Raw genomic sequence first — 25,621 nt, 5'->3', positions numbered from 1 at the left:
AAGCGTGCGCCGTGTTCCGCATGGCAGGGCCTAGAATTGTAAGGATGGAGCTTCGCCACCGTGCACTGCAGGTCTTGTGCCTTGCAGACCCTGAACAAAAAGCGGCCGCAGCGCTTGACCTGCAAGCGCAATCAGCTACTCTTTCGATAGCAGAACAATCCCCCACTCCCCCATCCGACGCCAGTGCACTGCCTGGCCGTCCCGAGCGGCCGGAGCTGCTTCGCCATACCGACGTCGCCCGCCGTTCGCCGGCCACTCCACAGGGGCGCGCCATTCTGATCCACGCCATTGCGCACATCGAGTTCAACGCCATCAATCTGGCACTCGACGCGGTATGGCGCTTTGACGGCATGCCCCGCAGCTACTACACAGACTGGATGCTGGTCGCTGGGGAAGAGGCCCGGCACTTTCGCCTGCTGCGCGATCACCTGCGCCGCCAGGGCCATGACTATGGCGACTTCCCGGCCCACCAGGGCCTGTGGACGATGTGCGAGAAGACCCAGCACGACATCCTGGCCCGCATGGCGCTGGTGCCGCGCACCCTGGAGGCGCGTGGGCTGGACGCCACGCCGCAGATTCAGGCCAAGCTGCGCCAAGTGGGCACGCCCGATGCGCTGGCCGCCGTGGGCATTCTCGACATCATCCTGCGCGACGAGGTGGGCCATGTGGCCATCGGCAACCACTGGTACCGCTGGCTGTGCGAGCGCCAGGGGGTAGACCCTGAAGCCCACTATGGCACCCTGGTCAAGCAGTACGAAGCCCCCCGCTTGAACCCCCCGTTCAACGAAGCCGCCCGCCGCAAGGCCGGGTTCACTGACAACGAGCTGCGTTGGCTCCAGCAGATCTGACATGGCTTGCGCAAAACAAGACTCCGTCAAGCGGCCAGTCCCAAGGCGAGAAAGCTGGCGCATCCCGATGTATGCAAGCCCTGTCTGAATTCCTGGTTACAGCGCGCGCCCGCAGCGGCTCCTACAATTTGCCGCGCCAGCCCCGCCCGCTGACACTGGCCTCTCTTTCTTCGATACTCCCTCCATGACTTCACCCACTGCCCCCGGCACTCCCACCGCACCGCCCTCCGGCAACCAGTCCTCGGTCGCCATGATCGCGCGACAGGCCATCGTGAATGCGCAGCAGGTGGTGGTCGGCTATGAGCTGTTCAACCGCTCGCGCAGCGGCGCCGCACACACGGCCGCCACCGACGTGATCCTGGTCTTCACCGCCCTTTCGCACGCTGGCACCGAAGAGCTGGTGGGCAAAAAGCTCATCTTCGTGAACTGCACGCATGAAAGCCTTTCCGGTGGCCACCTCGAACTCGTGGAGCCCGACAAGGTGGTGCTCGAAATTCCTCCACTGGGCCACACTGCGGCCGAAGAAGTCGCCACACGCCTGCCTATCTTGACCGAGCTGCGCGACCGGGGCTTTCACCTGGCGTTCAACCACACGGTGTTGCAGTCCGCGTATGCCCCGTGGCTGCCGCTGGCGGACTACATCAAGCTGGATCTTTCGGTGCTGGCTCCCGACCAGCTGGCCGTGCTGATCAGCTACGCCGGACGCCACTGCCAGGCCGAACTGATCGCGGAAAAGGTGGAAACTGCTCAGCAGTACGACATGGTCTCCAGCCAGGGCGTGCAGATGTTCCAGGGCTACTGGTTCGCACGGCCCGCGCTGGTCGAGGCCAAGCTGCTGACCCCGTCGCAGGCCAGCATCATTGAACTCATCAACCAGGTGCGCAAACAGGCCAGCACCGATGACATCGAAGAAACGCTCAAGAAAGACGCTGGCCTGGCCTTCAACCTGATGCGCCTGATCAATTCGGCAGGTTTTGGCCTGTCGCGCGAGATCACGTCTTTCCGCCAGGCCGTGATGCTCATGGGCCTGAAAAAACTGTTCCGCTGGGCAGCGCTGCTGCTCACTGCCTCGCGCACGGGCGGCACCCCATCGTCTGTGGGCCAGACCGCCGTGGTGCGGGGCCGCCTCATGGAACTGCTGGCGCTCGAAACCCTTCCGCCCGAAGAAGCCGACCAGGCCTTCGTCGTGGGCATCTTCTCGCTGCTGGACGTGATGCTGTCCATGCCCATGGAATCCGCGCTCGGCCTGCTCAACGTGCCTGAGCCCGTGGCGGCGGCGCTGCTGCGGCGCGAAGGCTTCCTGGGAGACCTGCTGACCCTGGCCGAAGCCTGCGAATCCAGCGACGATGTGGTGTTCGACCGCACGGCGGGCCTGCTGCACCTGACCAGCCAGCAGATCAACTTTGCGCACCTGCAAGCCCTGGCCTGGGCGGACCAACTCACCGACTGAAGCTCACATTGATTGATAGGCGCACGCCACGTGCAGGTCTAGAATCATTGCAGACCCCAGCACATCACTCCAGCAGACCCAATGTCGACCACACCTGAACAAGACGCCCCCGAAGCTGCATCGCCTGCGGTTGACCCTGTAGACGAGAACCTCGCCATCATTGCGCGCCAGGCCATCGTGGACGAAAGCCGCGCCGTCTATGGCTATGAGCTGTTTGACCGGTCCACCGCCTCCGACGCCCACACTGCGGCCAGCGATGCGGCCCTGCTGTTCAACGCCCTGTCGTACGCCGGCACCGAGGCCCTGGTCGGCAAGAAGACGGTGTTCATCAACTGCACGCACGACAGCCTCTCGGGCGGCCACCTGGAACTGATCCACCCCGAAAAGGTGGTGCTGGAAGTCCCCCCTCTACCCGACGGCGCCACGCCCGAGGAGATCGAAGGCCGCATTCCCACGCTGGAAGCCCTGCGCACGCGCGGTTTTCGCCTGGCGTTCGACCAGCAGGCCCTCAAGCGCGCCTACACCAGCTGGTTGCCCATGGCCTCCTTCATCAAGCTCGACATGCAGGCCTTCAAGCCTGAACTGGCTGGGCCGCTGGTCAAGTTCTCCACCACCCACAGCAAGGCCACGCTGGTGGCCGAAAAGGTGGAAACCGCCGAACAGTACGAGCTGATGCGCGGCCTGGGCGTCAAGCTCTTCCAGGGCTACTGGTTTGCCCAGCCTTCGCTGGTGAAGGCCACCACCATCCGCCCCTCGCAGGCCACGATCATCCAGCTCATCAACCTGGTGCGCAAACAGGCCAGCACGGCCGAGATCGAAGATCTGCTCAAGAAAGACCCCACGCTGTCTTTCAACCTGCTGCGCTTCATCAACTCCTCCGGTTTTGGTCTGTCGTGCGAGATCACCTCGTTCCGCCATGCGGTGATGATCCTGGGCCTCAAGAAGCTGTTCCGCTGGGCGGCCTTGCTCATGACCACGTCCCGCGCCGGCGGCGCGCCCCCCGCCGTGGGCCAGACCGCCGTGGTGCGCGGCCGCCTGATGGAGCTGCTGGCCGCCGAGCTGCTGCCACCCGAAGAATGTGACAACGCCTTTGTGGTGGGTGTGTTCTCGCTGCTGGACACCATGCTGGGGGTTCCGATTGAAAAGGCGCTCGAATCCGTGGCCCTGCCCGAGCCCGTGATGGACGCCCTGCTGCGCGGCACCGGTGTGTTCGCGCCCTTCCTGGAACTGACCAAGGCCTGCGAAAGCGGCGACGAAGTGGCCTTTGCCAAGAACGCCGATGCGCTGCACCTGTCCAATCGCCAGGTCAACTGGGCCCACCTGCAGGCACTGACCTGGGCCGAGAGCCTCAACGAAGACTGATTCGTCCCAGAAACACCTTTGCCTGCACGGGCCCTGGTCATCCAGGGCCCGTGGTTTTTCAGGCAGTCATTGATTTCCCTGGATACCCGCCGCGCGGATGATGCGCGCGTTGTTCTCCGACTCCTGCGCAATCTGGCGCGCGAATTCGGCAGCCGTGCCGCCGGTCGGTACGTTGTCCGTGGCCTCGAGCTTGTTGCGGATGTCGGGCAGGGCCAGCGCCTTGTTCACCTCGGTATTGATGCGCTCCTGCACGGCCACAGGCGTCTGCGCTGGCGCATAGATGCCAAACAGGGAAGACAGGTTGGCTGCAGGCTGGCCCAGCTCTGCCAGCGTGGGCACCTGGGGCAGCGAGTCGAGCCGCGCTGGTGCGCCCACCGCCAGCGGCTTGAGCTTGCCCGCCTTGATGTGCTGCAGCACGGCAGGGCCCGCGTTGGTGGACAACACCTCGTACTGGCCGCCCAGCGCGTCGTTCATCTGCTGGCCGCCGCCCTTGTAAGGGACATGGGTGATCTGCACCTGGCTTTTGCCCATGATCTGCTCCAGCATGATGTGGCCCAGCGACGCCTGCCCCGAGGTCGCCCAGCGCACAGCCCCCGGCTTGGCCTGTGCGGCGGCGATGAGGTCCTTGAAATCCGCCGCCTTGCTGGCGGATGTGCCCAGCAGCAGCACGGGTGAATACATCACGCTCACGACTGGCGCAATGTCCTTTTGGGGATCGAACGGCGACTTGCCCAGGTGCGGATTGAGCGCCAGCGGACTCACCGCCGCAAAGCCCAGGGTGTAGCCGTCGGGAGCCGCCTTGGCCACCGCGTCCACGCCCAGGCTGCCACTCGCACCGGCCTTGTTCTCGATGACCACGGGGGTGCCGAGTTGCACAGCCAGCTTGTCGGCCAGCGCTCGGGCCACCGTGTCGCTCACGCCGCCGGCGGGGTAGGCCACCACGATGCGAATCGGTTTGGCCGTGGGCCAGGCCTGCGCCATGGCCAGGGTGACCGTGCTCAGCAGCAACGCGCCGACAAATAGTTTTTTCATGAATGTTTCCTTGGGTGAAAGGGCGTGTATCCGCAGGGGCACCACAACCAGGGCGCCTGCGCTACCCGCGCGGATGGTGTTGCGCATGAAGCGATTTGAGCCGCTCGCGCGCCACGTGGGTGTAGATGGTGGTGGTGGAAATATCGGCGTGGCCCAGCAGCAACTGCACCACCCGCAAATCTGCACCGTGGTTGAGCAGGTGCGTGGCGAACGCGTGCCGCAGCGTGTGGGGCGACAGTGGCACGGTGATGCCCGCCACCTGCGCCCATTTCTTCACGATGACCCAGAACATGACCCGCGTCATGCCGCTGCCCCGCTGGGTGACGAACAGGTCGTCTGTCTGCTGCCCGCCCAGGATGGCGCTGCGGCCCTCCTGCAGGTAGCGGTCCAGCCACTGGCGGGCCACTTCGCCAAACGGCACGAGCCGCTCCTTGCTGCCCTTGCCCATGACCCGCAGCACGCCCTCGTTCAGGCCCAGCTGAAAGGTCTTGAGTGTGACCAGCTCCGTCACGCGCAGGCCGCTGGCGTACATCAGCTCCAGCATGGTGCGGTCACGCAGCCCGAGCGGGTTGCCGACGTCTGGCGCATTCAGCAGGGCTTCCACCTGCGCCTGCGACAAGGTCTTGGGCACGCGCAGGGGCTGGCGTGCAGCCTGCAACCGCACCGTGGGGTCGACCGTGATGCGCCGCTCCCGCAGCGCCCAGTGAAAGTAGCGGCGCAGCACTGTGAGGCGCCGGTTGGCAGACGTAGCGCGGGTCTGCGCATGCCGGGCGGCGAAGTAACCCTGCAGATGGTGCTCGGCCGTGCCGTCCAACGCCTGCGGAGGCTGCTGGTCGGCCAGCCACTGCGCGTACAGCGTCAGGTCACGCCGGTAGGCGGCCAGCGTGTTGCGCGAAAGCCCGTCCTCCAGCCAGAGGGCGTCCACAAAGGTGTCGATGGCGGTCAGGCTGGTGGCAAGCATGCAAAAAACGATAGCACGTAAAAAAGCCGCCCGTGGCAACGGGCGGCTTTGACTGAGAAGTATGGAATACGGCGCTTGCTTATTCCAGCGTCAGCTTCTGCTTGGCGACCACCTGCTTGTAGACCGCGAACTCGGCCTTGATCTGCTCGGCAAACTGCTCGGGCGTGTTGCCCACCACGATGGAGCCAGTGTCTTCGATGCGCTTCTTCACGGCCGGGTCTTGCAGTGCGGTGCGCACGGCGGCGTTGATTTTGTCAACGATGTCCTTGGGCAGTCCCTTGGGGCCCAGGATGCCGTAGTAGGCCATGCGGTTCACGGGCTCCAGGCCCAGTTCCTTGAACGTGGGCACATTGGGCAGTGCGGCAACGCGCTGTGGCGCGGCCACGGCGATGGCCACGAGGCGGTTGTCCTTGATGAAGGGCAGCGCGGATGGAATGTTGTCAAAGATGATCGGCACCTGGCCGGCCACGGTGTCGTTCAGCGCCGGACCCGCACCGCGGTAGGGGATGTGCGTGACGAAGGTGTTGGACAGGCTCTTGTACAGCTCCATCTGCAGGTGGCCAATGCCACCCGTGCCCGACGATGCATACGAGTACTTGCCGGGGTTCTTCTGCACTTCGGCCACAAACGACTTGTAGTCCTTGGCGGGGAAGCTGGGGTTCACGGCAATCAGATTGGGCGTGGCCGCAATGTTGATGATGGGCGTGAAGTCCGTCAGCGGGTTGTACGGGGTCTTGGGGTTGATGGCGGGGTTGGCGGCCGTGGTGGACACCGTGGCCACGCCCAGCGTGTAGCCGTCTGGGGCCGAGCGTGCCGTTTCTGCCGCACCCACGATGCCGCCGCCACCGGCCTTGTTCTCCACGATCACGCTCTGGCCCAGAGCCTTGCCCAGCGGGTCGGCGATCACGCGCGCAATGATGTCGGTGGTGCCACCGGGTGCAAACGGCACCTGGAGCTTGATCACCTTGTTGGGGTAGCCCTGGGCGGCTGCGGTGCCTGCGGCGGCAGCCAGTACGGTCAGCGCGAGCCATTGACGACGATGCATGGAGTTCTCCTTCGAGCGGGGGTAACAAACAGCGCTGATGGTATGCGCAATGGCTGCCTTGGAGCCCTGCGGATTCCACATAAGGGCTAACCCGCAGAGACTGACACGGATCAAGTATTCTCGGCACGTGAATTACGCCCAGCTCCTGATCCCGGACTTCTCCCTCATCCTCTGCGGTTACCTCATCTGCCGGTACACCGCCCTCAACCGCTCGGTATGGCAACCCGTGGAGAGCCTGGTGTACTACCTGCTCTTTCCCGTGCTGTTGTTCCAGTCCATCGTCAAGAGCCCGGTGGACATCGGCGCTGCGTCCGGCCTCATCGCTGCGGGCTTGACCATGGGCATCACGGGCATTGCGCTGGCCTACAGCCTGCCACACTGGCCCTGGCTGGGCAAGCACATCGACGCACGCGACCACGCGGCCAGCGCGCAGGTGGCGTTCCGCTTCAACTCGTTCATTGGCCTGGCCATTGCCGAGCGCCTGGCGGGCGCTGAGGGCTTGCTGATGATTGCCGTGCTGATCGGCGTGTGCGTGCCGCTGTTCAACGTGGCGGCCGTGTGGCCCATGGCGCGGCATGGCCAGCACAGCTTTGCGCGCGAGCTGGTGCGCAACCCGCTCATCGTCGCCACGGTGTCGGGCCTGGTGGCCAACCTGCTGGGCTTTCAGATTCCGGAATGGGCCAGCCCCACGGTCAGCCGCATCAGTGCGGCGTCGCTCGCGCTGGGGCTGATGGCGGCGGGCGCAGGCCTGCAATTTGGCCTGCTCTCGCGCGGCAAGGCGCTGAGCGTGGCGGTGTTGTCGATCCGGCACCTGGTGCAGCCCCTGCTGGCGTTTGCGATGGCGCGGCTGTTTGGGCTCAATGCCGTGCAGACCACCATGCTGCTCGCGTTCTCGGCCCTGCCCACTGCCTCTACCTGCTATGTGCTGGCGGCGCGCATGGGCTACAACGGGCCGTATGTGGCCGGGCTGGTGACGCTATCCACATTGCTGGGCATGGTCAGCCTGCCGTTTGCGCTGGGGTTTCTCCGATGACCGATTCCCGCAGAGCCCTGGGTTCCGACCCGTTGGCACGCCGCCGCGCGCTGATGGCAAGCCTGGGGGCACTGGCGCTTGTGCCGTTGGTGGGCTGCGGGCGCAAAACCCCGCGCGCGCAATCGTTGCCGCCCGATGCCACCGTGCTGGCCCTGGGCGACTCGCTGACATCGGGCGTGGGTGCCTCGGCCGACACCGCCTACCCGGCCGTGCTGGCACGCCTGACAGGCTGGAAGGTGGTCAATGGTGGCATTTCGGGTGACACCTCGGGCGATGCGCTGGCGCGCCTGCCGGGTTTACTGCAAAAGCACAAGCCGGCGTTGGTGATCGTGAGCATTGGCGGCAACGACTTTCTGCGCCGCCAAAGCGCCACCGCCACCCGCAGCAACATCCGCCAGATCTGCGCCGATGCTCAGGCCAGCGGCGCACAGGTGCTGCTGGTGGCCGTGCCCGAGCTGACGATGCTGGCGGCCGTGGGCCGCCTGAGCGACCACGCGATGTACGAAGAGATCGCCGGCGAACTGAAAGTGCCGCTGCACAGCAAAGGCTGGTCGGGTGTACTGGGGCAGGAGCGGCTGCGGGCGGACCAGATCCATGCCAATGCTGCGGGGTATGAAGAATTCACCCAGGGGCTGGTGTTGACCCTCAAAGACACAGGTTTGCTGGCGCGGTAGCCGCAAGAGCAAAAGCAAAACGCCGCAGCAAAGCGGCACCAATGCTCTTATTTTGATAGCTTTTCGCGCCTATCCATCAAGCGCTAGAGGCCATTTTCATGCAAAATCCAGCGCCCAGGCGACATGCGCGCGCACCAGCTCGCTGGGGTCCTCAACGCGTAATTGCAGCGCGGCACGCACAGACTCATCCCCCGTCGCCCGCAGCGCATTACCCAGCGCCACAGCCACATTGCGCAGCCAGCGCTCGTGGCCAATGCGGCGGATGGGGCCGCCTTCGGTCATGCGCAAAAAGGTCGGCTCGTCCCACGCAAACAGGTGCACCAGCTGCTGGCCCGCCAGGCCCTTGCGCTCGTCAAAGTCCGGCAGACGGCTCACCTGGGCAAACTTGTTCCAGGGGCAAATCAACTGGCAGTCGTCGCAGCCATAGATGCGGTTGCCCATCAGGGGCCGCAACTCCACGGGGATGGGCCCGGCGTGTTCGATGGTGAGGTACGAGATGCAGCGCCGCGCGTCGATGCGGTGCGGTGCAATGATGGCGTGCGTGGGGCACACGTCAATGCACGCGCTGCAGCTGCCGCAGTGCGGGGTGACGGGCGCGCTTTCGGGCAGGGCCATGTCCACATAGATCTCGCCCAGAAAGAACATGGACCCCGCCTCGCGGTTGAGCACCAGTGTGTGTTTGCCGCGCCAGCCCTGCCCGCTGCGCGCGGCCAGCTCCGCCTCCAGCACGGGAGCCGAGTCGGTGAACACGCGGTGGCCAAAGGGGCCGATGGCCTCGGCGATGCGGTCGCTGAGTTTTTGCAGGCGAGCGCGCAGCACCTTGTGATAATCCCGGCCCCGGGCGTAGACCGAGACGATGCCCTCCTGCGGGCGCTGCAGGCGCGAAAGCTCCACCGTCTGCCAGCCTTCGGGCGCGTCCATTGCGGTATCGCGCGGCAAGTAATCCATGCGCGCCGTGATCACGCTCACGGTGCCGGGCACCAGCTCGGCCGGGCGTGCGCGCTTCAACCCGTGGGATGCCATGTAATGCATGTCACCATGGAAGCCCTGTGCCAGCCAGGCCTCAAGCCCGGGCTCTGCCGCGGACAAGTCCACCCCCGCCACGCCGATTTGGGAAAATCCCAGCTCGCGGGCCCACTCCTGCATTTGAGGAACGAGTTGACTGTTGCACCACATACCGGCCAGATTGTAGAAAGCGGCAACCATGCTGCTGCCGAAACTGCGCGCCATTTCACCTGGCACAGCGAGGACGACACCACCGCCTTCGCGCAGCGCCTTGCCGCGCAGCCCCAGCTGGCCAATGCCTTTGTAACCCTGCACGGCGACCTGGGCGCGGGCAAGACCACGCTGGTGCGCCACTTGCTGCGCGCGCTGGGCGTAGAGGGCCGCATCAAGAGCCCCACCTACGCCGTGGTGGAGCCGCACGAGGCGCCGGGCCTCTTGATCTGGCACTTCGACTTCTACCGTTTTGACGACCCACGCGAGTGGGAGGATGCGGGTTTCAGGGACATTTTTGCCAACCCCGGTCTCAAGGTGGCAGAATGGCCGGAAAAGGCTGCAGCGCTTACCCCGCTTGCGGACCTTGCTATCCACATTGAAGCAATCGACGACACCGAAAGGAAAGTCACCGTGCACGCCCACACCCCCATCGGGCGTGCCTTGCTGCAAGCACTCTGAGACGCCGTGAACGAACCCACCCTGCCCGCTCATCCCCCCGCTGCCCCCCTGCCCTCGCGCCGCGCTGTGCTGCAGGCAGGCAGCCTGGTGCTGTTGCTGGGCACGCAGCAGATTGCACGCGGCGCCACCATCCTGGCCGTGCGCGTGTGGCCCGCCCCCGAGTATTCGCGCGTGACCATCGAATCCGACGGTGCGCTGGTGGCCAAGCAGTTTTTCGTGACCACCCCGCCCCGGCTGGCGGTCGACATCGAGGGCATCGACCTGAGCCCCGAACTGCGCGAGCTGGTGGCCAAGGTCAAGCCCGACGACCCCAACATCGCCGGCATCCGCGTGGGCCAGAATGCGCCCGGTGTGGTGCGTCTGGTGGTCGACCTGAAACAGGCGGCCATGCCCCAGGTGTTCACGCTGCCCCCCGTGGCGGCCTACCAGCACCGGCTCGTGTTTGACCTGTACCCCGCCGCGCCGGTGGACCCGCTGGAGGCGCTGATTGCCGAGCGCCTGCGCGAGGCCCCCGCCAAGCCCGCCCCCGCACCCAATCCGCCGCTGACGGCCGCTGCTGCGGCCAACGCCGCCGCAGCGCGCGCCCCCGCAGCGCCCGAGCACGACCCGCTGGGCGACCTGATTGCACAACGCAGCCAGCGCCCCGGCCCGCCCGAGCCCCCACCCATGGTGGCCACCGCGCCGCCACCGCCAGAACCCGCGCGCCCCGGCAACCGAGCCACATCCACCCAGACGGACCGCATCATCATCGTGGCGCTGGACCCTGGCCACGGCGGCGAAGACCCCGGCGCCATCGGCCCTGCAGGCACGCGCGAAAAAGACGTAGTACTGCGTGTGGCGCACCTGCTGCGCGACCGCATCAACGCCACCACCGTGGGCGGCAACCCCATGCGCGCCTACCTGACGCGCGACGGCGATTACTTTGTGCCCCTGGGCACCCGCGTGCAAAAGGCCCGGCGCGTGCAGGCCGACCTGTTCGTCAGCATCCACGCCGACGCGTTCACCACCCCCGCCGCCAGGGGCGCCAGCGTGTTTGCGCTGAGCCAGGGTGGCGCCTCCAGCACGGCTGCCCGCTGGCTGGCCAACAAGGAAAACCAGGCTGACCTGGTGGGCGGGATCAACGTGCAGTCTAAAGACCAGCACGTGCAGCGCGCGCTGCTGGACATGAGCACCACCGCACAGATCAACGACAGCCTGAAGCTGGGCACCGTGCTGCTGGGCGAGATCGGCGGCATGGCCAAGCTGCACAAGCCCCGCGTGGAGCAGGCAGGTTTTGCCGTGCTGAAGGCGCCCGATATTCCGAGCGTATTGGTCGAAACCGCCTTTATCAGCAACCCCGAAGAAGAAAAGCGCCTGCGCAGCAGTGCCTACCAGGAACAACTGGCCGATGCGCTGATGCGCGGCATCACACGTTACTTTGCCAAGAACCCGCCGCTGGCGCGCAGCCGTTCGGTGTAAGAACCTGTTCAAGACACCCCAATGGTGACTCCCCCGCCTTGCGCGGGCCGCGAAGTGCAGGCACAGTAGCCTTCATCGTCCCAGCCCGGCGCGCACCGCGCACCGGCAGGAAAGGAGGAATGCCATGGCACTACCCCACGCCCAATCCGGCCAGATCGTCAGCATGCGCCCCCTGGGCGACCGTTTGCCCGAAACCGTCACCACCGCCATCCTCAAAGCAGGTCAGCTTGAAGTGATACGCGTGGTGCTGCCGGTGGGCAAATCCATGAAAGAACACCAGACCCCCGGCGAGGGCACCGTGTTGTGCATTGAAGGCATGGTGGAATTTGTCAGCGAGCACGGCGTTCAGCAACTGCGCGCGGGCGATTTTGTGCACCTTGCGCCCCGCGCACTGCACTCGCTCAAAGCCGTGGAGGATGCATCGCTGCTGGTCACCATGTGCCTCAAGCCCACCCAGGCAGCATAGGCCCATCAGCGGATCAGTGTCCGCTCAGCGCCCCAGCCGGAACACGCTCACAATTTCGGCCAGCTTGGCAGCCTGGTGCTTGAGGCTGTCGGCCGCTGCGGCGCTCTGCTCCACGAGCGCCGCGTTCTGCTGCGTGACCTGGTCGAGCTGTGTGACGGCCTCGCCCACCTGACTGATGCCGATGGTCTGCTCGCCCGTCGCACTCGATATTTCGCCGATCAGGTCACTCACACGTTTGACCTGGGCGACGATGTCTTCGATGCTCTGCCCCGCGTTGCCGACCAGGTGCGTACCAGCATCCACCTTCTCCACACTGGCACCAATCAGGGCCTTGATCTCCTTGGCAGCCTCGGCACTGCGCTGGGCCAAATTGCGCACCTCGCTGGCCACTACGGCAAAACCCCGGCCCTGCTCGCCCGCGCGGGCGGCTTCCACAGCGGCATTGAGCGCCAGGATGTTGGTCTGGAACGCGATGCCATCTATCACCGCAATGATGTCGGTGATCTTGCGCGATGCGGCCGAAATGTCCTGCATCGTTGCCACCACCTGGCCCACCACCTCGCCACCCTTCACGGCCGCAGCCGATGCGGTGCCCGCCAGCACGGCAGCGCGCTGGGCCGTGTCGGCATTGTTCTTCACGGTGCTGGTGATCTCCTCCATCGAGGCTGCGGTTTGCTCCAGGTTGCTGGCCTGCTCCTCGGTGCGCTGGCTCAGGTCGGCATTGCCCGAGGCGATTTCGCTGGAGCCGGTGGCAATGCTGTCGCTGCTGTGGCGCACATCGCCCACGATGCGCACCAGCGAGGTCTGCATGGCCTCCATCGCCCGCATCATCTCGGCCACCTCGCCCCGCCCGCTGGCATTGATGGGCTGCGACAGATCACCCTCGCCAATGCGCTGGGCGACGGCGCTCACTTCCCCCAGCGAGCGGCGGATGCGCTGTACCACCACCCACGACAACACCGCCAGCAGCGCCAGCCCCGCCACACCCGCCACCAACACGGTCATGCGGTAGGACTGGATCAAGCCCGCCGCCTCGGCCGCCTGCTCGGCCGAGCGTTGCACCTGGTAGTTCACCATCTTGTCGGCCACGGCGTTGTACTTGTCCAGCACCGGGGCAAAGCTGCCCAGCGCATAGGCGCGCGCCTGGGCCATGTCGCCCGCCTTCTTCAGCGCGAGCGACTTGTCGCGCGTCTCCAGGTAAGACTTGCGGATGGTGGCCAACTCCTCCTGGATGAGCAGCCCCTGCGGGCTGTTTTCCAGCTCGGTGTAGCGCTTTTGCACCTTGCTGGTGTCAGCGGTGGTGGCCGCCACCACGTCCTTGAAGTAGTTCTGCAGGTCATCGCCCTCCGTCTGGACGATGGAGAACACCCGCGTGGAGTTGACGGCAATGTTGCTGCGCCAGCGCAGTGCCAGCTGCAGCCGCTCGACCTGCTCGGTGGCCAGGCGGTCCACCGTATTGCCCAGGGTCTGCACCCGCACCAGGCTCAGGGCCAGGATGAGCACCAGCGCAAAAACAGCCACCCCCACAATCAATCCAATCTGTTGCGCCACCGTCAGCTGCGCACCCATCCCCCGTGGTTGCTGGTCCATGGTGTCCCCTTTTTAGATGTATGTGATGGGTTTGCAGAGAGAAGAAATGATCTTCCTGCGCCCGCCCGTTGGCAACCACCCCACAGGCCACGTAAACCCTGATCACCGGCCTCTGGCCCATGGGCCAAGGCCGCCTTACGGCCAAACGCAGCGCCCGCCCCGCACGAGGCCCCATGTCCTACAGACGCTTGCCACAGCTGCCTACGCCGGGCCCCAGCCGCCGAATGGATAGTGAAGCCACAGGTCGAGCCCCGACGCACCCGCTGCTGGGACCCCAGGCCTGACTCCATTCATAAAGGACTCCTGCCATGAAAATCCGTCACATCCTTCTTGCCACCACCTGCACTGCAGCCCTTGCTCTGGGTGGTTGCGCTTCCAATCCGTCGGGCGCCCAGGTGGGCACCGGTGTAGGCGCCGTGGTCGGCGGTGTAGCTGGCAACGCTGTCTTTGGCGGGCCCGTGGGCACCATCGGCGGTGCGGCGGCCGGTGCCCTCATCGGCCATGAGATCGGCGAAGACCGCGATCAACGCAAGCCCTACCGCCGTTAATTCCACTCGCTGTGCCTGACCCTCTGGGGATCAGGCAGAAAAATAGCTGCTAGCGCTTATTCCAAAAGCGCCAGCAGCTATATTTTTTATAGCAATTGCAATCAATAAATCAGGCCGCCTTGGCCTGCCGCCCCGCCCGCCAGGCGCCAAAAATCGCGATCAGGCCGGGCACAAAAATCATCGCCCAGATGATCTTGTCCAGGTTTTCCTTGACCCAGGCAAAGTTGCCAAAGAAGTAGCCAGCGGAGCAAATGCCCAGCACCCAGATGAGTGCCCCGGCCACGTTGAACGCTGTGAACTTGGTCCGGCTCATCTCGGCCACGCCCGCCACAAAGGGCGCAAACGTGCGGATGAATGGCATGAAACGCGCGAGGATGATGGTGATACCCCCATAGCGCTCGTAAAAATCGTGCGCCTGGTTGAAGGCCCGGCGGTTGAACCAGCGCGAATCCTCCCACTGGAACACCTTGGGGCCAAAGAAGCGGCCAATCGAATAGTTGCACTGGTCCCCCAGAATGGCCGCCGCGATGAGCACCGCGCAGGCCAGCGGAAAACTCATCATCCCCGCGCCGCAGAGCGCGCCCACGATGAACAGCAGCGAGTCGCCGGGCAAAAACGGCATGACCACCACACCGGTTTCGACGAACACGATCAGGAACAACAGCGCATACACCCAGGCGCCGTAGGTTTGCACAAAGGCTTCGAGGTACTTGTCGACATGCAGGATGAAGTCGATCAGAAAGGTCACCAGTTCCATGGGGTAGCCGGTGGGGGCACCGGACGCAAAAAAGTTGCGGGCATTATCCCCATCGGCCAATAGGCACCGGCCGATACCCCTGCGCGGCCCCCGTCCTAAAATTGGCCGGGTGAACGACACCACCCCCACCCTTGCAGCGGCGCAGCCTGCCTCTTTCACCCCCCTCAACAACCGGCGCCCCATCCGCGACCTACCGGACGAGCTGATCAGCCAGATCGCCGCCGGTGAGGTGGTGGAACGCCCCGCCTCGGTGGTGCGCGAGCTGGTGGACAACGCGCTGGATGCAGGCGCCACGCAAATCACCGTGCGCCTGTCAGCCGGCGGCGTGCGCCTGATCACCGTGGAAGACGACGGCGGCGGCATTCCACACGAAGAGCTGCCCGTGGCCCTGCGCCGCCACGCCACCAGCAAGATCACCAACCTGAACGACCTGGAAACCGTGGCCACCATGGGTTTTCGGGGCGAGGCGTTGGCGGCCATTGCCTCGGTGTCGGAGATGTCGCTGCTCTCCCGCCCCATCGCCCAGTCCAACGCCTTTTTGCTGGATGCCCGCAGCGGCGAACTGCGCCCCGCCGCGCGCAGCACCGGCACCACCGTGGAGGTGAAGGAGCTGTTCTTCTCCACCCCCGCGCGCCGCAAGTTCCTGAAGACCGACGCCACCGAGCTGGCCCATTGCATCGAATCGGTGCGTCGGCACGCGCTGGCCCGGCCCGATGTGGGATTTGCCATCTGGCACGAAGGCAAGCTGGTGGAGCAGTGGCGCGCCACCTTCGTGCCTGGCCAGGGGGATGCACAAGATGCGCTGGCCCGCCGCCTGTCGGACGTGCTGGGCGAAGACTTCGTCACCCAGTCCGTCGCCGTGCAGCACCGCATGGGGCCGGTGACCGTGACCGGCCGCGCAGGCCTGCCCGACGCTGCCCGCTCGCGCCCCGACCACCAGTATTGCTACGTCAACGGCCGCTTCGTGCGCGACAAGGTGCTCACCCACGCCGCACGCAGCGCGTACGAAGACGTGCTGCACGGCCACAAGCAGCCCATCTACGCGCTGTATGTGGAAATCGACCCGGCGCGCGTGGACGTGAACGTGCACCCCACCAAGATCGAAGTGCGCTTCAGAGACAGCCGCGAGGTGCACCAGGCCGTGCGCCACGCCGTGGAGAACGCGCTGGCAGCGCCCCGCGCCGCAGCGCTGGCGGCGGCTGCAGGGGCTGCCGCTTCAGCAGACACGGGCTCCACGGCACAGGCCCCCATTGAGAATTTCAAGCCAAATCAGCCTCTAGCGCTTACCAGACAAGCGCAAGCAGCTATTAAATTTGAAGAACGTGGCCACCATGTGGCCGACCTGCAGGCGCTGTGGGGGCCAAGGAAAGAGGACGCAGCCACACCGTCTGCAGGGCTCACCGCACCGCTGGTGAACTGGGGCGCTGCGGCCAACACCGGCGAGGCAGATGCCATGCCGCAGCCCGTGACACCCACGTCATTCGCCCCCCCTGCTGCGGCCTGGGCCAACAACAGCACCGCGAAAGAAACCACCTGGCCCCAGGGCCAGGGCGGCAACGACACCGCCTGGCCGCTGGGCAAGGCCGTGGCCCAACTCCACGGCGTCTACATCCTGGCCGAAAACGCCCAGGGCATGGTCATCGTGGACATGCACGCCGCGCACGAACGCATCGTCTACGAACGCCTCAAGTCCCAGGTGGACAGCGGCGCCCGCATTGCCAGCCAGCCCCTGCTGATCCCAGCCACCTTTGCCGCCACACCGCAAGAGGTCGCCACCGCCGAAGAATCGGCCGAGGTATTGGCCACGCTGGGCATGGAAGTCGTGCCGTTCTCCCCCAAGACCCTGGCCGTGCGCGCCGTGCCCACCACGCTGGCCCAGGGCGACCCCGTGGAACTGGCCCGCAGCGTGCTGGCCGAACTGGCCGCCCACGACGCCACCACCGTGGTGCAACGCGCGCGCAACGAAATCCTGGGCACCATGGCCTGCCACGGCGCCGTGCGCGCCAACCGCAAGCTCACCATCGACGAGATGAATGCGCTGCTGCGGCAGATGGAAACCACGGACCGCAGCGACCAGTGCAACCACGGACGGCCAACGTGGCGGCAGCTCAGCATGAAGGAACTGGACGCGCTGTTCCTGCGGGGCCGGTAAGGTACCCGCAAAAAGATCGGCCCGAGGGCCGATGGTCCACCTGCACATCAAGCCCAGGGGCCGCCACAACCGGCACAGCCCCAGGCCAGTGCACCCGTGGAACCGGCTTTGCTGGCCCACCGGGTACGCGCCCCCCTTGGGGGGAAGGCGCGCCGGGCCTCAGTGGGCTTCAGTTATCCCGCGCCGCCTTGGCATGGTCCGGGAAGTCGCTGAACACGCCATCCACGCCCAGCTGATAGAACAGCTTGTATTCCGCCTTGGGATCGCCCTTGAAGTCCGACGCCAGGCGCTTGGCCTCGCTGCGGAAGGTGTAGGGGTGCACCAGCAGGCCTGCGGCGTGGGCGTTTTTCACCACGTCGGTGGCGGGCATCATCACGCGGTCGCGTTCGTCGATCTTGCCGTCGCCATTGAGGTCGTCGGCCTTGCCGTCCTTGTTGGCGTCCACCTGCTTGGAGGGGATCAGGTAGGGCTTCCAGGGGCCGATGCCGTCGGCGTAGGTCTTCACTTCCTTCAGGCCCGCAGGCGTGAGCAGGCTGGCGAAGGTGCGCGTGTCTCCCGCCACGGCAAAGTCGTACGGTTTGTCGTAGGGGGCGGTCAGGTCCATGCTGCCGTCGGGGTTCACGTCGTTCGCGTCCACCAGTTGCACCAGGCGGATCTGGGTCTTGGTGCGCAGGTACTTGAGGTTGGAGACCTCAAACGACTGCACGATGACCGGCGAGCTCTTGGCGGTGTAGCTGTACTTGGCCAGGATGGTGAGGAGGCGGTCTTCGAGTGGCAGGCCCAGGCGGACGTGGTAGGTGGGGTGCTTGGTTTCGGGGTACACACCCACGGTGCGGCCCGCCTTGGCGCCTTCGCTCTTGGCCAGGTCCAGCACCTCTTCCAGCGTGGGGATCTGGTACTTGCCGTTGTGCGACTGGTCGCGGTCGGCCAGGGGCTGGATGGCGCGCAGGGTCTTGATTTCGGCCAGGGTGAAGTCCGAGGCGAACCAGCCTTCTTCTTCCACGCCGTCGACCACTTTCTTGGTCTTGCGGCTGGCAAATTCGGCGCGGGTGGACACATCGGTGGTGCCGGTGATGTTGGGCTCGTGGCGTGCAATCAGCGCACCGTCCTTGGTGGCGACCAGGTCAGGCTCGATGAAATCGGCGCCCATCTCGATGGCCCGCTTGTAGCCTTCGAGCGTGTGGTCCGGCAGGTAGCCCGCGGCACCCCGGTGGCCAATAACCAGGGGCTTGTCGCCACTCAAAGTGGGATAGGGGTTGTCATCGCTGCCACCGCAAGCAGCCAGCGTGGCCACCAGGGCCAGCGCACCCAACTTAGCACCGGAAATGTGCATGCTCTTCTCCTCGTTGTGTTTAGAACCGCCGAACTGTGGGCGCCCCCTGTGACAAGGCGATGACGCCCGTTTTGCGAATGGATGACAGCTTCACCGCACCATCCAAACGCACCAAAAAGTGGCAATCACCCTGCCACATTCCCCACCATTGTGCAGAGTCATGCGCATAAACGTATAACTTTTAGACATAATTCGATGTTGCAGCGCGCCATGGCGTGCCACCGCCCCTTGATCTTCAGAAAGTTTTTTGAAATATGAAACACGCGTCCGCAGGCAGCTTCCTCTCACACGTCGCCCTTCGCAACCCAGGACAGCCCGAGTTTCTGCAAGCTGTCACCGAGGTGATGGAAAGCCTGTGGCCCTTCATTGAAGAACACCCCCGCTACGCCGAGCACGGCCTGCTGGAGCGCCTGGTGGAGCCCGAGCGCATCGTCATGTTCCGCGTGTCGTGGGTGGACGACCACGGCAGCGTGCAGGTCAACCGGGGCTACCGCATTCAGCACAGCATGGCGATTGGCCCGTACAAGGGCGGCATCCGGTTCCATCCGTCGGTCAACCTCTCGGTGCTGAAGTTTCTGGCGTTTGAGCAGACCTTCAAGAACGCTCTGACCACCCTGCCCATGGGCGGCGGCAAGGGCGGCAGCGACTTTGACCCCAAGGGCAAGAGCCCGGGAGAGGTCATGCGCTTTTGCCAAGCCTTTGTGTCCGAGCTGTTCCGCCACGTGGGGGCCGACACGGACGTGCCAGCGGGCGACATCGGCGTGGGCGGCCGCGAGGTGGGCTTCATGGCCGGCATGATGAAAAAGCTCAGCAACCGGGCCGACTGCGTGTTCACCGGCAAGGGGCTGTCGTTTGGCGGCTCGCTGGTGCGCCCCGAAGCCACGGGCTACGGCACGGTGTACTTTGCACAGGAAATGCTCAAGTCCAAAGGCCGCTCGCTCGACGGCTTGCGTGTGTCGGTCTCCGGTTCGGGCAACGTCGCGCAATACGCCGTCGAAAAGGCCATGGAACTGGGAGCCAAGGTGGTCACGGTCTCGGATTCGAGCGGCACCATCGTGGACGAAGACGGCTTCACCCCTGCCAAGCTGGCCGAACTCATGGAAGTGAAGAATCATCTGTATGGCCGCGTGAGCGACTACGCAGCCCGCACCGGCGCCACCTTTGAAGCCGGGGTACGCCCTTGGCATGTACCAGTGGATGTGGCCCTGCCCTGCGCCACCCAGAATGAGCTGGACGCGAACGACGCTGCGGTGCTGATCAAGAACGGCGTGGTCTGCGTGGCCGAGGGCGCCAACATGCCGTCGACCATCGACGCAGCCAAGGCGTTTGAGGCTGCAGGCGTGCTCTACGCCCCGGGCAAGGCCAGCAACGCAGGCGGCGTGGCCACATCGGGTCTGGAGATGAGCCAGAACGCCGCGCGCCTGTCCTGGCCGCGCGAAGAGGTGGATGCGCGCCTGCTGCAGATCATGCAGGGCATCCACGCTGCCTGCCTGCACTACGGCAAACGCAGCGATGGCACGGTGAGCTATGTGGACGGCGCCAACATCGCCGGTTTTGTGAAGGTGGCCGACGCCATGCTGGCGCAGGGCGTGGTGTAACCCCGGTTCCGAAGGCAAGGCAACCGAAGATGGGACAAGAAGGCGCGTTGCCCGCCATTTCGCTCCATTTGCAGGAAACGGGCACAAACCCTGCTTCGCCGGTCAGAACTTTCTGACGCGAAGCCGAGTCTGTCTCCACCATGAAGCGCACCCCCCTCCTGGTTACCCTGACCTTGGCCATCGCCGTGACGGCGGGCTGCGCCACCCTCGACGCCAAGCAGCGCGAATGGATCTTCCAGCCCAGCGACCGCAGCTGGGGCGGTGCACAGTCCACGGCGGACATGCAGGATGTCTGGATCGACTTCCAGTCCGACGCCAGCGGCAAGGCCGAGCGCCTGCATGGCCTGTGGCTGGCCCATGAGCGCGCCGATGCGCCCGTGCTGCTCTATTTGCACGGTGCACGCTGGAACGTGGCGGGCTCGTCGGGCCGCATCCGGCGCATGCAGGAGCTGGGCTTTTCGGTGCTGGCCATCGACTACCGGGGCTTCGGCCAAAGCAGCGCCGGGCTGCCGTCCGAGGCGACCGCCAGCGAAGATGCCCGCGCCGCGTGGGACTGGCTGGCCCAGCAGCAACCGGGCAAGCCCCGCTACATCTTCGGCCACTCGCTGGGCGGCGCCATTGCCATCGACCTGGCCCGCCAGGTGTCTGACGAACAGGGCACCATGGTGGAAGGCACGTTCACCAGCATCCCCGATGTGGTCAGCACCTTCAAGTGGGGATGGTTGCCGGTGTCGGGCCTGATCACGCAGCGTTTTGAATCCGTCCGCAAGGTGGCCGAGATCGGCTCGCCCCTGCTGGTGGTGCATGGCAGCCAGGACAGCCTGATCCAGCCCGCCCTGGGCCGCAAGCTCTTCGAGGCGGCGCAGGAGCCCAAGCAGTTTGTGCTGGTGGAAGGCGGGTCGCACCACAACACCAACTCGGTAGGGCAACCAGCGTATCGGCAAGCCATGGCATCGCTGTTCAATCTGAAATAGCCTTCTGCCGCAGGCCCCATGCACCCTGTTGGGGGCATCGCTACTGCGCTGAATGCCCCCGTTCCCTGTCTGGTACGCTCAGACAGATATGTCTGCTCCCTCCGCCACCGCCGTGCCTGCGGCTGCTTCCACCGCCATCCAGCCCGGCATGGCCATCCTGGTGCTGGCCATGCTGCTCTCCATTCAGCCCGTCACCACTGACCTGTACCTGCCCGCATTGCCCGCCCTCACGCGCAGCCTGGGCGCTCAGATGGCCGCTGCGCAGCTCACGCTCAGCGGGCTGCTGCTCGCGTTTGGCTGCTCGCAAATGGTGTGGGGGCCGTTGTCAGACCGCTTTGGCCGCCGCCCTATCCTTCTGGCGGGGCTGGGCATCTACACCGTAGCTTCGCTGGGTAGCGCCTTTGCGCCCACCATGACACTGCTCATCGTGTGGCGCATTGCCCAGGGTGCCGCCATGGGCGCGGTGGTGATGTGTGCCCGGGCCATCGTGCGCGACCTGTACACCCCGCTCGATGGCGCGCGCGCCATGTCCAAGGCACTCACCGGGCTCGGGATTGTGGCCTGCATCTGCGCACCACTGGGTGGGGTGCTGAGCGAGTGGCTGGGCTGGCGCGCGGCGCTGATGGCGCTCACGGTGTATGCCGTGGCCACGCTGGCACTGGTGGCGCTGCGTTTGCCCGAGACCCTGGCGCACCGCAACCCCAAAGCCCTGCAGCCCCGCGCCCTGGTCGGCACCTGGATGCAGGTTTTGCGCAGCCCCACATTCTGGGCGTTCTCGCTGCAGACCACAGCCACCTATGGCGGGCTGTTCACCTTTCTCGCCGCGTCGTCGTTTGTCTTCATCGACGTGCTGGGCCTCACCCGCACGCAGTTCGGGTGGACGATGGCGTCGGCCTGCGTGGCGTATCTCGCGGGCACTTTCCTGTGCCGGCGCCTGCTGGTACGCCAAGGCCTGCTGCGCACGGTGGCCATTGCTGGCGCGCTGAGCATGAGCGGCGGCACGCTGATGGCGGCCGTGGCCTTCATGGGCTGGCACCAGCCGTGGGCGCTGCTGTTGCCCTTTTACCTGTTCATGCTGGGCCACGGCATCCACCAGCCCTGCGGGCAAAGCGGTGCGGTGGGTCCCTTCCCCAAAGCGGCTGGCGTGGCGTCCGCACTCAATGGTTTCATGATGATGCTGGCCGCGTTCGGAATCGGCGGCTGGCTGGGCATGCGGCTGGACGGCACGGTGTGGCCACTGGTCAACGGCATCTGGTTCTGGTCGGTGGTGCTGGCCCTGATCTCGTGGACGCTGGTGCAAAAATTTGGAGCGCCGCGTGAGCATGCCTGAGCCCCTGTTGCACACCGCTCTGCCTGCCATCGCTCTGGCAGGCCCCACAGCCTCGGGCAAGACGGCGGGCGCCCTCGCGCTGGCGGCCGTGCTCGGCAAGCAGGGCATGCCGGTGGAGATCATCAGCGTGGACTCGGCCCTCGTGTACCGGGGCATGGACATCGGCACCGCCAAGCCCACGCCCGACGAGCTTGCCGCTGTCCCGCACCACCTCATCGACATCCGCGACCCCCTGCAGGCCTACAGCGCCGCCGAGTTCGTGCAGGACGCCACGCGGCTCATCGCCGAGATCCGTGCGCGTGGCGCCCTGCCGCTGCTGGTGGGCGGCACCATGCTGTACTTCAAGGCGCTGTTTGACGGCATTGACGACATGCCCGCCGCAGACCCTGCCGTGCGCGCACAGATCGAAGCCCAGGCCGCAGAGCAGGGCTGGCCCGCGCTGCATGCCGAGCTGGCCCGCGTAGACCCCGTGACGGCCGCACGCCTGGCCCCGGCCGACAGCCAGCGCATTCAGCGCGCCCTGGAGGTGTGGCAAGTGTCCGGCCAACCCCTGTCGAGCTTTCATACTACTAAAAAGATAGCTGGTAGCGCTTGTGGGATAAGCGCTAGAGCCTTGTTTTCCTTAGAACCTGACGACCGCGCCTGGCTGCACGGCCGCATTGCCCAGCGTTTTGACGCCATGCTGGCCAGCGGCTTCATCGACGAAGTGCGGGCCCTGCGCGCGCGCGGCGACCTGCACCCGGACCTGCCCTCCATGCGCTGCGTGGGCTACCGCCAGGCGTGGGAAGAGCTGGACTTCCAGGCGGCCAAGGGCCCCGACGCGCCGCTGAACCTCGCCTTTTTGCGCGAGCGCGGCATTGCGGCCACACGCCAGCTGGCCAAGCGCCAGATCACCTGGCTGCGCAGCATGCACGAGCGCCACACCATCGCCTGCGACCAACCCCACGCCGTCGCCCAGCTCGTGCAGGCCGTGCTGCAGCGGCTGCAGCAGCAGCCGGGCGGACAAGAACCCGCCACCCCATGACACTGCTGCGCGCCGAACAGCTGGGCAAACACTACGGTGAAACGCCGGTGTTCTCGCACGTGAACTTCACTGTCGAGCCCGGCGAGTTCGTGGCCATAGTGGGCGATTCGGGCGTGGGCAAGTCCACACTGCTCAACTGCCTGGCCGGGCTCGACACCTGGGACACCGGCCGCATCACGCACGGCGCCACCGACCTGGGCCAGCTAAGCGACACAGAGCGCGCCCTGTGGCGCCGCGCCCATGTGGGTTTTGTCTTCCAGGCTTTTCATGTGCTGCCGCACCTGGACGTAGCGCAGAACGTGGCCCTGCCGCTGATGCTGCTGGGCCAGAAAGACCCGACGCGCGTACAGCAGATGCTGGACGCCGTAGACATGGCCGACCTGGGCGCGCGGCTGCCGCAGCAGCTCAGCGGGGGGCAGCTGCAGCGCGTGGCCATTGCCCGTGCCCTCGTGCACCGCCCCGCCCTGCTGCTGGCCGACGAACCCACCGGCAACCTCGACCCCACCACCGCCGCTCGCGTGATGGACCTGCTGCTGGCGCAGACACGCGGGCATGGGGCGTCACTGGTGCTGGTTACGCACTCCGACGCGGCGGCAGCCCGGGCCGACCGGGTGCTGCGGCTGCGCAGCGACGGCATCAGCGCGGGCGACTGACTGAGAGGCCTGCCTGTTCAGGGCTCCAGGCGGGGCGCCCGGAAGCGCCCGTTCTGGTGCAGCACCACGGCACGCACCTCGCCGCTGGGATAGCGCTCAAACTCCAGCTCGGCCCGTACCGCGTCATACGCAAACCGGTCTGGCTGCCCCGGCAGCGGATAGACCGTGAAGCGCGGCTGCGAGCCCAGGCGCACCTGCAGGCGACCGTCTTCAGCCTGCACATCCAGCACATTGCCGCCGCGCAGCCGGTAGCGGCCCAGGTAAGGGGCCAGCACGCCCTGGGCCTGGGGTGGTACCAAGCCGAGCACCGGCTCTTCGGACCGGGTTGCCGTCAGGCGTGCCCCAAAGCGCGTGTAGTAAAGCACTGTGGGTCGGCCTTCCGTATTGCGCTCCAAGCGGAACTGGCGGCCGGTGGCTGGCTGCGTGAACGCATCCGGCCCCAGCACCTGCAGCGGCTCAAACACCCCACCCGTGGGGCGGGCTTGCAGTTGCCCATCCACCATGGCAAGGCTCAGGGCGACGGCAGGAGATACGCGGTACACCCCTTCGTACGGGGCAAGCACGGTCGCATCGGTGGCGGGCTGACCGGGCGGCACGGGGTAACGCTGCTTCAACAGTGGAGTCATCACATCCTGCTGCGCGGCACGCGCGTTGCCCACCAAGGCGATCACCGCCTCACCCCTGTCGGGCGCCAGCAACCACACGCTGCGAAAGCCTCCGGTGCCGCCGCCATGCAGCCAGGTGCGCAGCCCATCGCGCTCGCGCAGCATGATGGCGTAGCCGATCTGGCCACCGTCGTGGTCCGCAAGCGGTGTGAACAGGCGCTCGGCCGCTGGGCCCAAGGGCCCTCGCGCGCCGGCCAGCAGCGCGCGGCTGAGCACCAGCATGTCGGCCGTGGTCGAGCGCAAGGCGCCCGCACCGGCAAAGGCATCAAACTCCCACACCGACACCGGCGTCTCGCCCTCGTGCGGTGCAGCAAGGCGGGGTGCCTTGTCGCCCAGCGACTGCACCGTGTCCTGCATGCCCAGCGGGCCGGTGATGCGCTCGTGCACCAGCACCGCCCAGGGTTTGCCGTTGCGCTGGGCCAGCAGTTCGCCCAGCACCGCAAAACCGAGGTTGCTGTATGCGCCAGCGCACGGCGGCGACTGGGGCAGCCGTGCATCGGCCAGGGCTTGCCACAGGCGGGGGCGGTCGTAGCGCAGATAAGGGTTGGCGGGATCGGAATTGTGGCGGAAGTCCGCCGGCAAGCGCGGCAGACACGAGGTGTGCGTGACCAACTGGCGCAGGGTGATGGCAGCTACCGGGGCGGGCAAGGCGGGCGCCAGTGCGGGCGAGCCGTTGAGCAACCCGCCCAGCGTGTCGTCCAGCGCCATGTCGCCACGCTCCACCGCCTGCGCCAGCAGCAAGCCGGTGAACACCTTGCTGATGGAGCCCACTTCGAACAGCGCCTGGATGGGCGACTCAGCCACGCGGTTGCGGGCGGCACCGAAACGTGTCTGGCCGTCGTGCCACACACCCACCTCGGCAGCGCCGCGCAACGGGCCCAGCGCTGCAGCCGCCATGGCGTCAGCAGGCCCCGACCAGTCGAAACGGGGTGGAGGGGCAGGCACAGCGGGTGTGGTTGCAGCGTGCCCGGCAAACGCTATCCACAGCGCC

The 25,621-nt window shown here is 66.0% G+C and carries 23 protein-coding genes; 15 read left to right on the top strand and 8 right to left on the bottom strand.

The window, feature by feature from the left end; all coding sequences use genetic code 11:
* Positions 1-44 precede the first annotated feature (44 nt).
* The 3 genes from C8C93_RS02720 (at position 45) to C8C93_RS02710 (ending at position 3,660) form a co-directional block, all read left to right on the top strand.
* The gene (locus C8C93_RS02720) at positions 45-848 is read left to right on the top strand and encodes a ferritin-like domain-containing protein (RefSeq protein ID WP_121505828.1); all 804 of its coding nucleotides are present in this window, start codon (positions 45-47) and stop codon (positions 846-848) included.
* Between the two features lie 184 nt (positions 849-1,032).
* Positions 1,033-2,298: an EAL and HDOD domain-containing protein gene (locus C8C93_RS02715; RefSeq protein ID WP_121505827.1), complete on the top strand. Its 1,266-nt coding sequence runs from the start codon at positions 1,033-1,035 to the stop codon at positions 2,296-2,298.
* An 81-nt stretch (positions 2,299-2,379) separates the two neighbouring features.
* Entirely contained in the window at positions 2,380-3,660 is a 1,281-nt protein-coding gene (locus tag C8C93_RS02710) for an EAL and HDOD domain-containing protein (protein ID WP_121505826.1), read from the top strand.
* Between the two features lie 66 nt (positions 3,661-3,726).
* On the opposite strand, the gene C8C93_RS02705 is transcribed toward C8C93_RS02710, so the two are convergent.
* The 3 genes from C8C93_RS02705 to C8C93_RS02695 form a co-directional block, all read right to left on the bottom strand.
* A complete protein-coding gene (locus tag C8C93_RS02705) occupies positions 3,727-4,692 on the bottom strand; it encodes a tripartite tricarboxylate transporter substrate binding protein (RefSeq protein ID WP_121508630.1) in 966 nt (321 codons plus the stop codon).
* A gap of 61 nt (positions 4,693-4,753) precedes the next feature.
* Positions 4,754-5,653: a site-specific tyrosine recombinase XerD gene (xerD, locus tag C8C93_RS02700; protein ID WP_121505825.1), complete on the bottom strand. Its 900-nt coding sequence runs from the start codon at positions 5,651-5,653 to the stop codon at positions 4,754-4,756.
* Positions 5,654-5,732: 79 nt separating this feature from the next.
* Entirely contained in the window at positions 5,733-6,698 is a 966-nt protein-coding gene (locus C8C93_RS02695) for a tripartite tricarboxylate transporter substrate binding protein BugE (RefSeq protein ID WP_055398604.1), read from the bottom strand.
* A gap of 127 nt (positions 6,699-6,825) precedes the next feature.
* Here C8C93_RS02695 and C8C93_RS02690 point away from each other — a divergent pair, with 127 nt between their 5' ends.
* Positions 6,826-7,731, top strand: a complete 906-nt coding sequence (locus C8C93_RS02690; protein WP_121505824.1) for an AEC family transporter — start codon at positions 6,826-6,828, stop codon at positions 7,729-7,731.
* The gene (locus C8C93_RS02685) at positions 7,728-8,405 is read left to right on the top strand and encodes a GDSL-type esterase/lipase family protein (protein WP_121505823.1); all 678 of its coding nucleotides are present in this window, start codon (positions 7,728-7,730) and stop codon (positions 8,403-8,405) included. The genes C8C93_RS02690 and C8C93_RS02685 overlap by 4 nt, the downstream gene beginning before the upstream one ends.
* Before the next feature lie 96 nt (positions 8,406-8,501).
* Here C8C93_RS02685 and queG read toward each other — a convergent pair whose 3' ends face one another.
* Complete coding sequence (queG, locus tag C8C93_RS02680) at positions 8,502-9,551, bottom strand: tRNA epoxyqueuosine(34) reductase QueG (RefSeq protein ID WP_121505822.1); 1,050 nt, start codon at positions 9,549-9,551, stop codon at positions 8,502-8,504.
* 12 nt (positions 9,552-9,563) lie between these two features.
* Between queG and tsaE the strand changes: the two genes are divergently transcribed.
* From tsaE to C8C93_RS02665, 3 genes are all read left to right on the top strand, one after another.
* The gene (tsaE, locus tag C8C93_RS02675) at positions 9,564-10,082 is read left to right on the top strand and encodes a tRNA (adenosine(37)-N6)-threonylcarbamoyltransferase complex ATPase subunit type 1 TsaE (protein ID WP_121505821.1); all 519 of its coding nucleotides are present in this window, start codon (positions 9,564-9,566) and stop codon (positions 10,080-10,082) included.
* A 6-nt stretch (positions 10,083-10,088) separates the two neighbouring features.
* On the top strand, positions 10,089-11,540 hold the full coding sequence (locus tag C8C93_RS02670) for an N-acetylmuramoyl-L-alanine amidase (RefSeq protein ID WP_199726974.1): 1,452 nt from the start codon (positions 10,089-10,091) through the stop codon (positions 11,538-11,540).
* Between the two features lie 124 nt (positions 11,541-11,664).
* Positions 11,665-12,006, top strand: a complete 342-nt coding sequence (locus C8C93_RS02665; protein ID WP_055393289.1) for a cupin domain-containing protein — start codon at positions 11,665-11,667, stop codon at positions 12,004-12,006.
* 24 nt (positions 12,007-12,030) lie between these two features.
* Here the strand turns inward: C8C93_RS02665 and C8C93_RS02660 are convergent, their stop codons facing one another.
* The gene (locus C8C93_RS02660) at positions 12,031-13,596 is read right to left on the bottom strand and encodes a methyl-accepting chemotaxis protein (RefSeq protein ID WP_233559226.1); all 1,566 of its coding nucleotides are present in this window, start codon (positions 13,594-13,596) and stop codon (positions 12,031-12,033) included.
* A 308-nt stretch (positions 13,597-13,904) separates the two neighbouring features.
* Between C8C93_RS02660 and C8C93_RS02655 the strand changes: the two genes are divergently transcribed.
* Entirely contained in the window at positions 13,905-14,144 is a 240-nt protein-coding gene (locus tag C8C93_RS02655) for a glycine zipper 2TM domain-containing protein (protein ID WP_082437237.1), read from the top strand.
* A 109-nt stretch (positions 14,145-14,253) separates the two neighbouring features.
* Here the strand turns inward: C8C93_RS02655 and C8C93_RS02650 are convergent, their stop codons facing one another.
* Complete coding sequence (locus tag C8C93_RS02650) at positions 14,254-14,901, bottom strand: DedA family protein (RefSeq protein WP_121508628.1); 648 nt, start codon at positions 14,899-14,901, stop codon at positions 14,254-14,256.
* A 109-nt stretch (positions 14,902-15,010) separates the two neighbouring features.
* On the opposite strand from C8C93_RS02650, the gene mutL reads away from it, so the two are divergent.
* Positions 15,011-17,053, top strand: a complete 2,043-nt coding sequence (gene mutL, locus C8C93_RS02645; RefSeq protein WP_199726973.1) for a DNA mismatch repair endonuclease MutL — start codon at positions 15,011-15,013, stop codon at positions 17,051-17,053.
* Positions 17,054-17,222: 169 nt separating this feature from the next.
* On the opposite strand, the gene C8C93_RS02640 is transcribed toward mutL, so the two are convergent.
* Positions 17,223-18,386 (bottom strand): glycerophosphodiester phosphodiesterase, encoded by a 1,164-nt coding sequence (locus tag C8C93_RS02640; RefSeq protein ID WP_121505819.1) that lies wholly within the window; start codon positions 18,384-18,386, stop codon positions 17,223-17,225.
* 254 nt (positions 18,387-18,640) lie between these two features.
* Here C8C93_RS02640 and gdhA point away from each other — a divergent pair, with 254 nt between their 5' ends.
* The 5 genes from gdhA (at position 18,641) to C8C93_RS02615 (ending at position 23,965) form a co-directional block, all read left to right on the top strand.
* Positions 18,641-19,984: an NADP-specific glutamate dehydrogenase gene (gene gdhA, locus C8C93_RS02635; RefSeq protein ID WP_055393279.1), complete on the top strand. Its 1,344-nt coding sequence runs from the start codon at positions 18,641-18,643 to the stop codon at positions 19,982-19,984.
* Positions 19,985-20,124: 140 nt separating this feature from the next.
* The gene (locus tag C8C93_RS02630; protein ID WP_121505818.1) at positions 20,125-20,958 is read left to right on the top strand and encodes an alpha/beta hydrolase; all 834 of its coding nucleotides are present in this window, start codon (positions 20,125-20,127) and stop codon (positions 20,956-20,958) included.
* 88 nt (positions 20,959-21,046) lie between these two features.
* Complete coding sequence (locus C8C93_RS02625) at positions 21,047-22,288, top strand: multidrug effflux MFS transporter (protein ID WP_121505817.1); 1,242 nt, start codon at positions 21,047-21,049, stop codon at positions 22,286-22,288.
* Positions 22,281-23,312: a tRNA (adenosine(37)-N6)-dimethylallyltransferase MiaA gene (gene miaA, locus C8C93_RS02620; RefSeq protein WP_121508626.1), complete on the top strand. Its 1,032-nt coding sequence runs from the start codon at positions 22,281-22,283 to the stop codon at positions 23,310-23,312. Before C8C93_RS02625 ends, miaA begins: the two co-directional genes overlap by 8 nt.
* Positions 23,309-23,965, top strand: a complete 657-nt coding sequence (locus C8C93_RS02615) for an ABC transporter ATP-binding protein (RefSeq protein WP_121505816.1) — start codon at positions 23,309-23,311, stop codon at positions 23,963-23,965. The genes miaA and C8C93_RS02615 overlap by 4 nt, the downstream gene beginning before the upstream one ends.
* 17 nt (positions 23,966-23,982) lie before the next feature.
* Here C8C93_RS02615 and C8C93_RS02610 read toward each other — a convergent pair whose 3' ends face one another.
* Complete coding sequence (locus C8C93_RS02610; RefSeq protein ID WP_158603239.1) at positions 23,983-25,575, bottom strand: serine hydrolase; 1,593 nt, start codon at positions 25,573-25,575, stop codon at positions 23,983-23,985.
* Between the last annotated feature and the right edge of the window lie 46 nt (positions 25,576-25,621).

It is taken from the genome of Acidovorax sp. 93 (assembly GCF_003633835.1).
GTDB lineage: Bacteria > Pseudomonadota > Gammaproteobacteria > Burkholderiales > Burkholderiaceae_C > Acidovorax > Acidovorax facilis.
The sequence above is the reverse complement of the archived record's forward strand: the minus strand, read 5'-3'. Positions and strand labels throughout refer to the sequence as shown.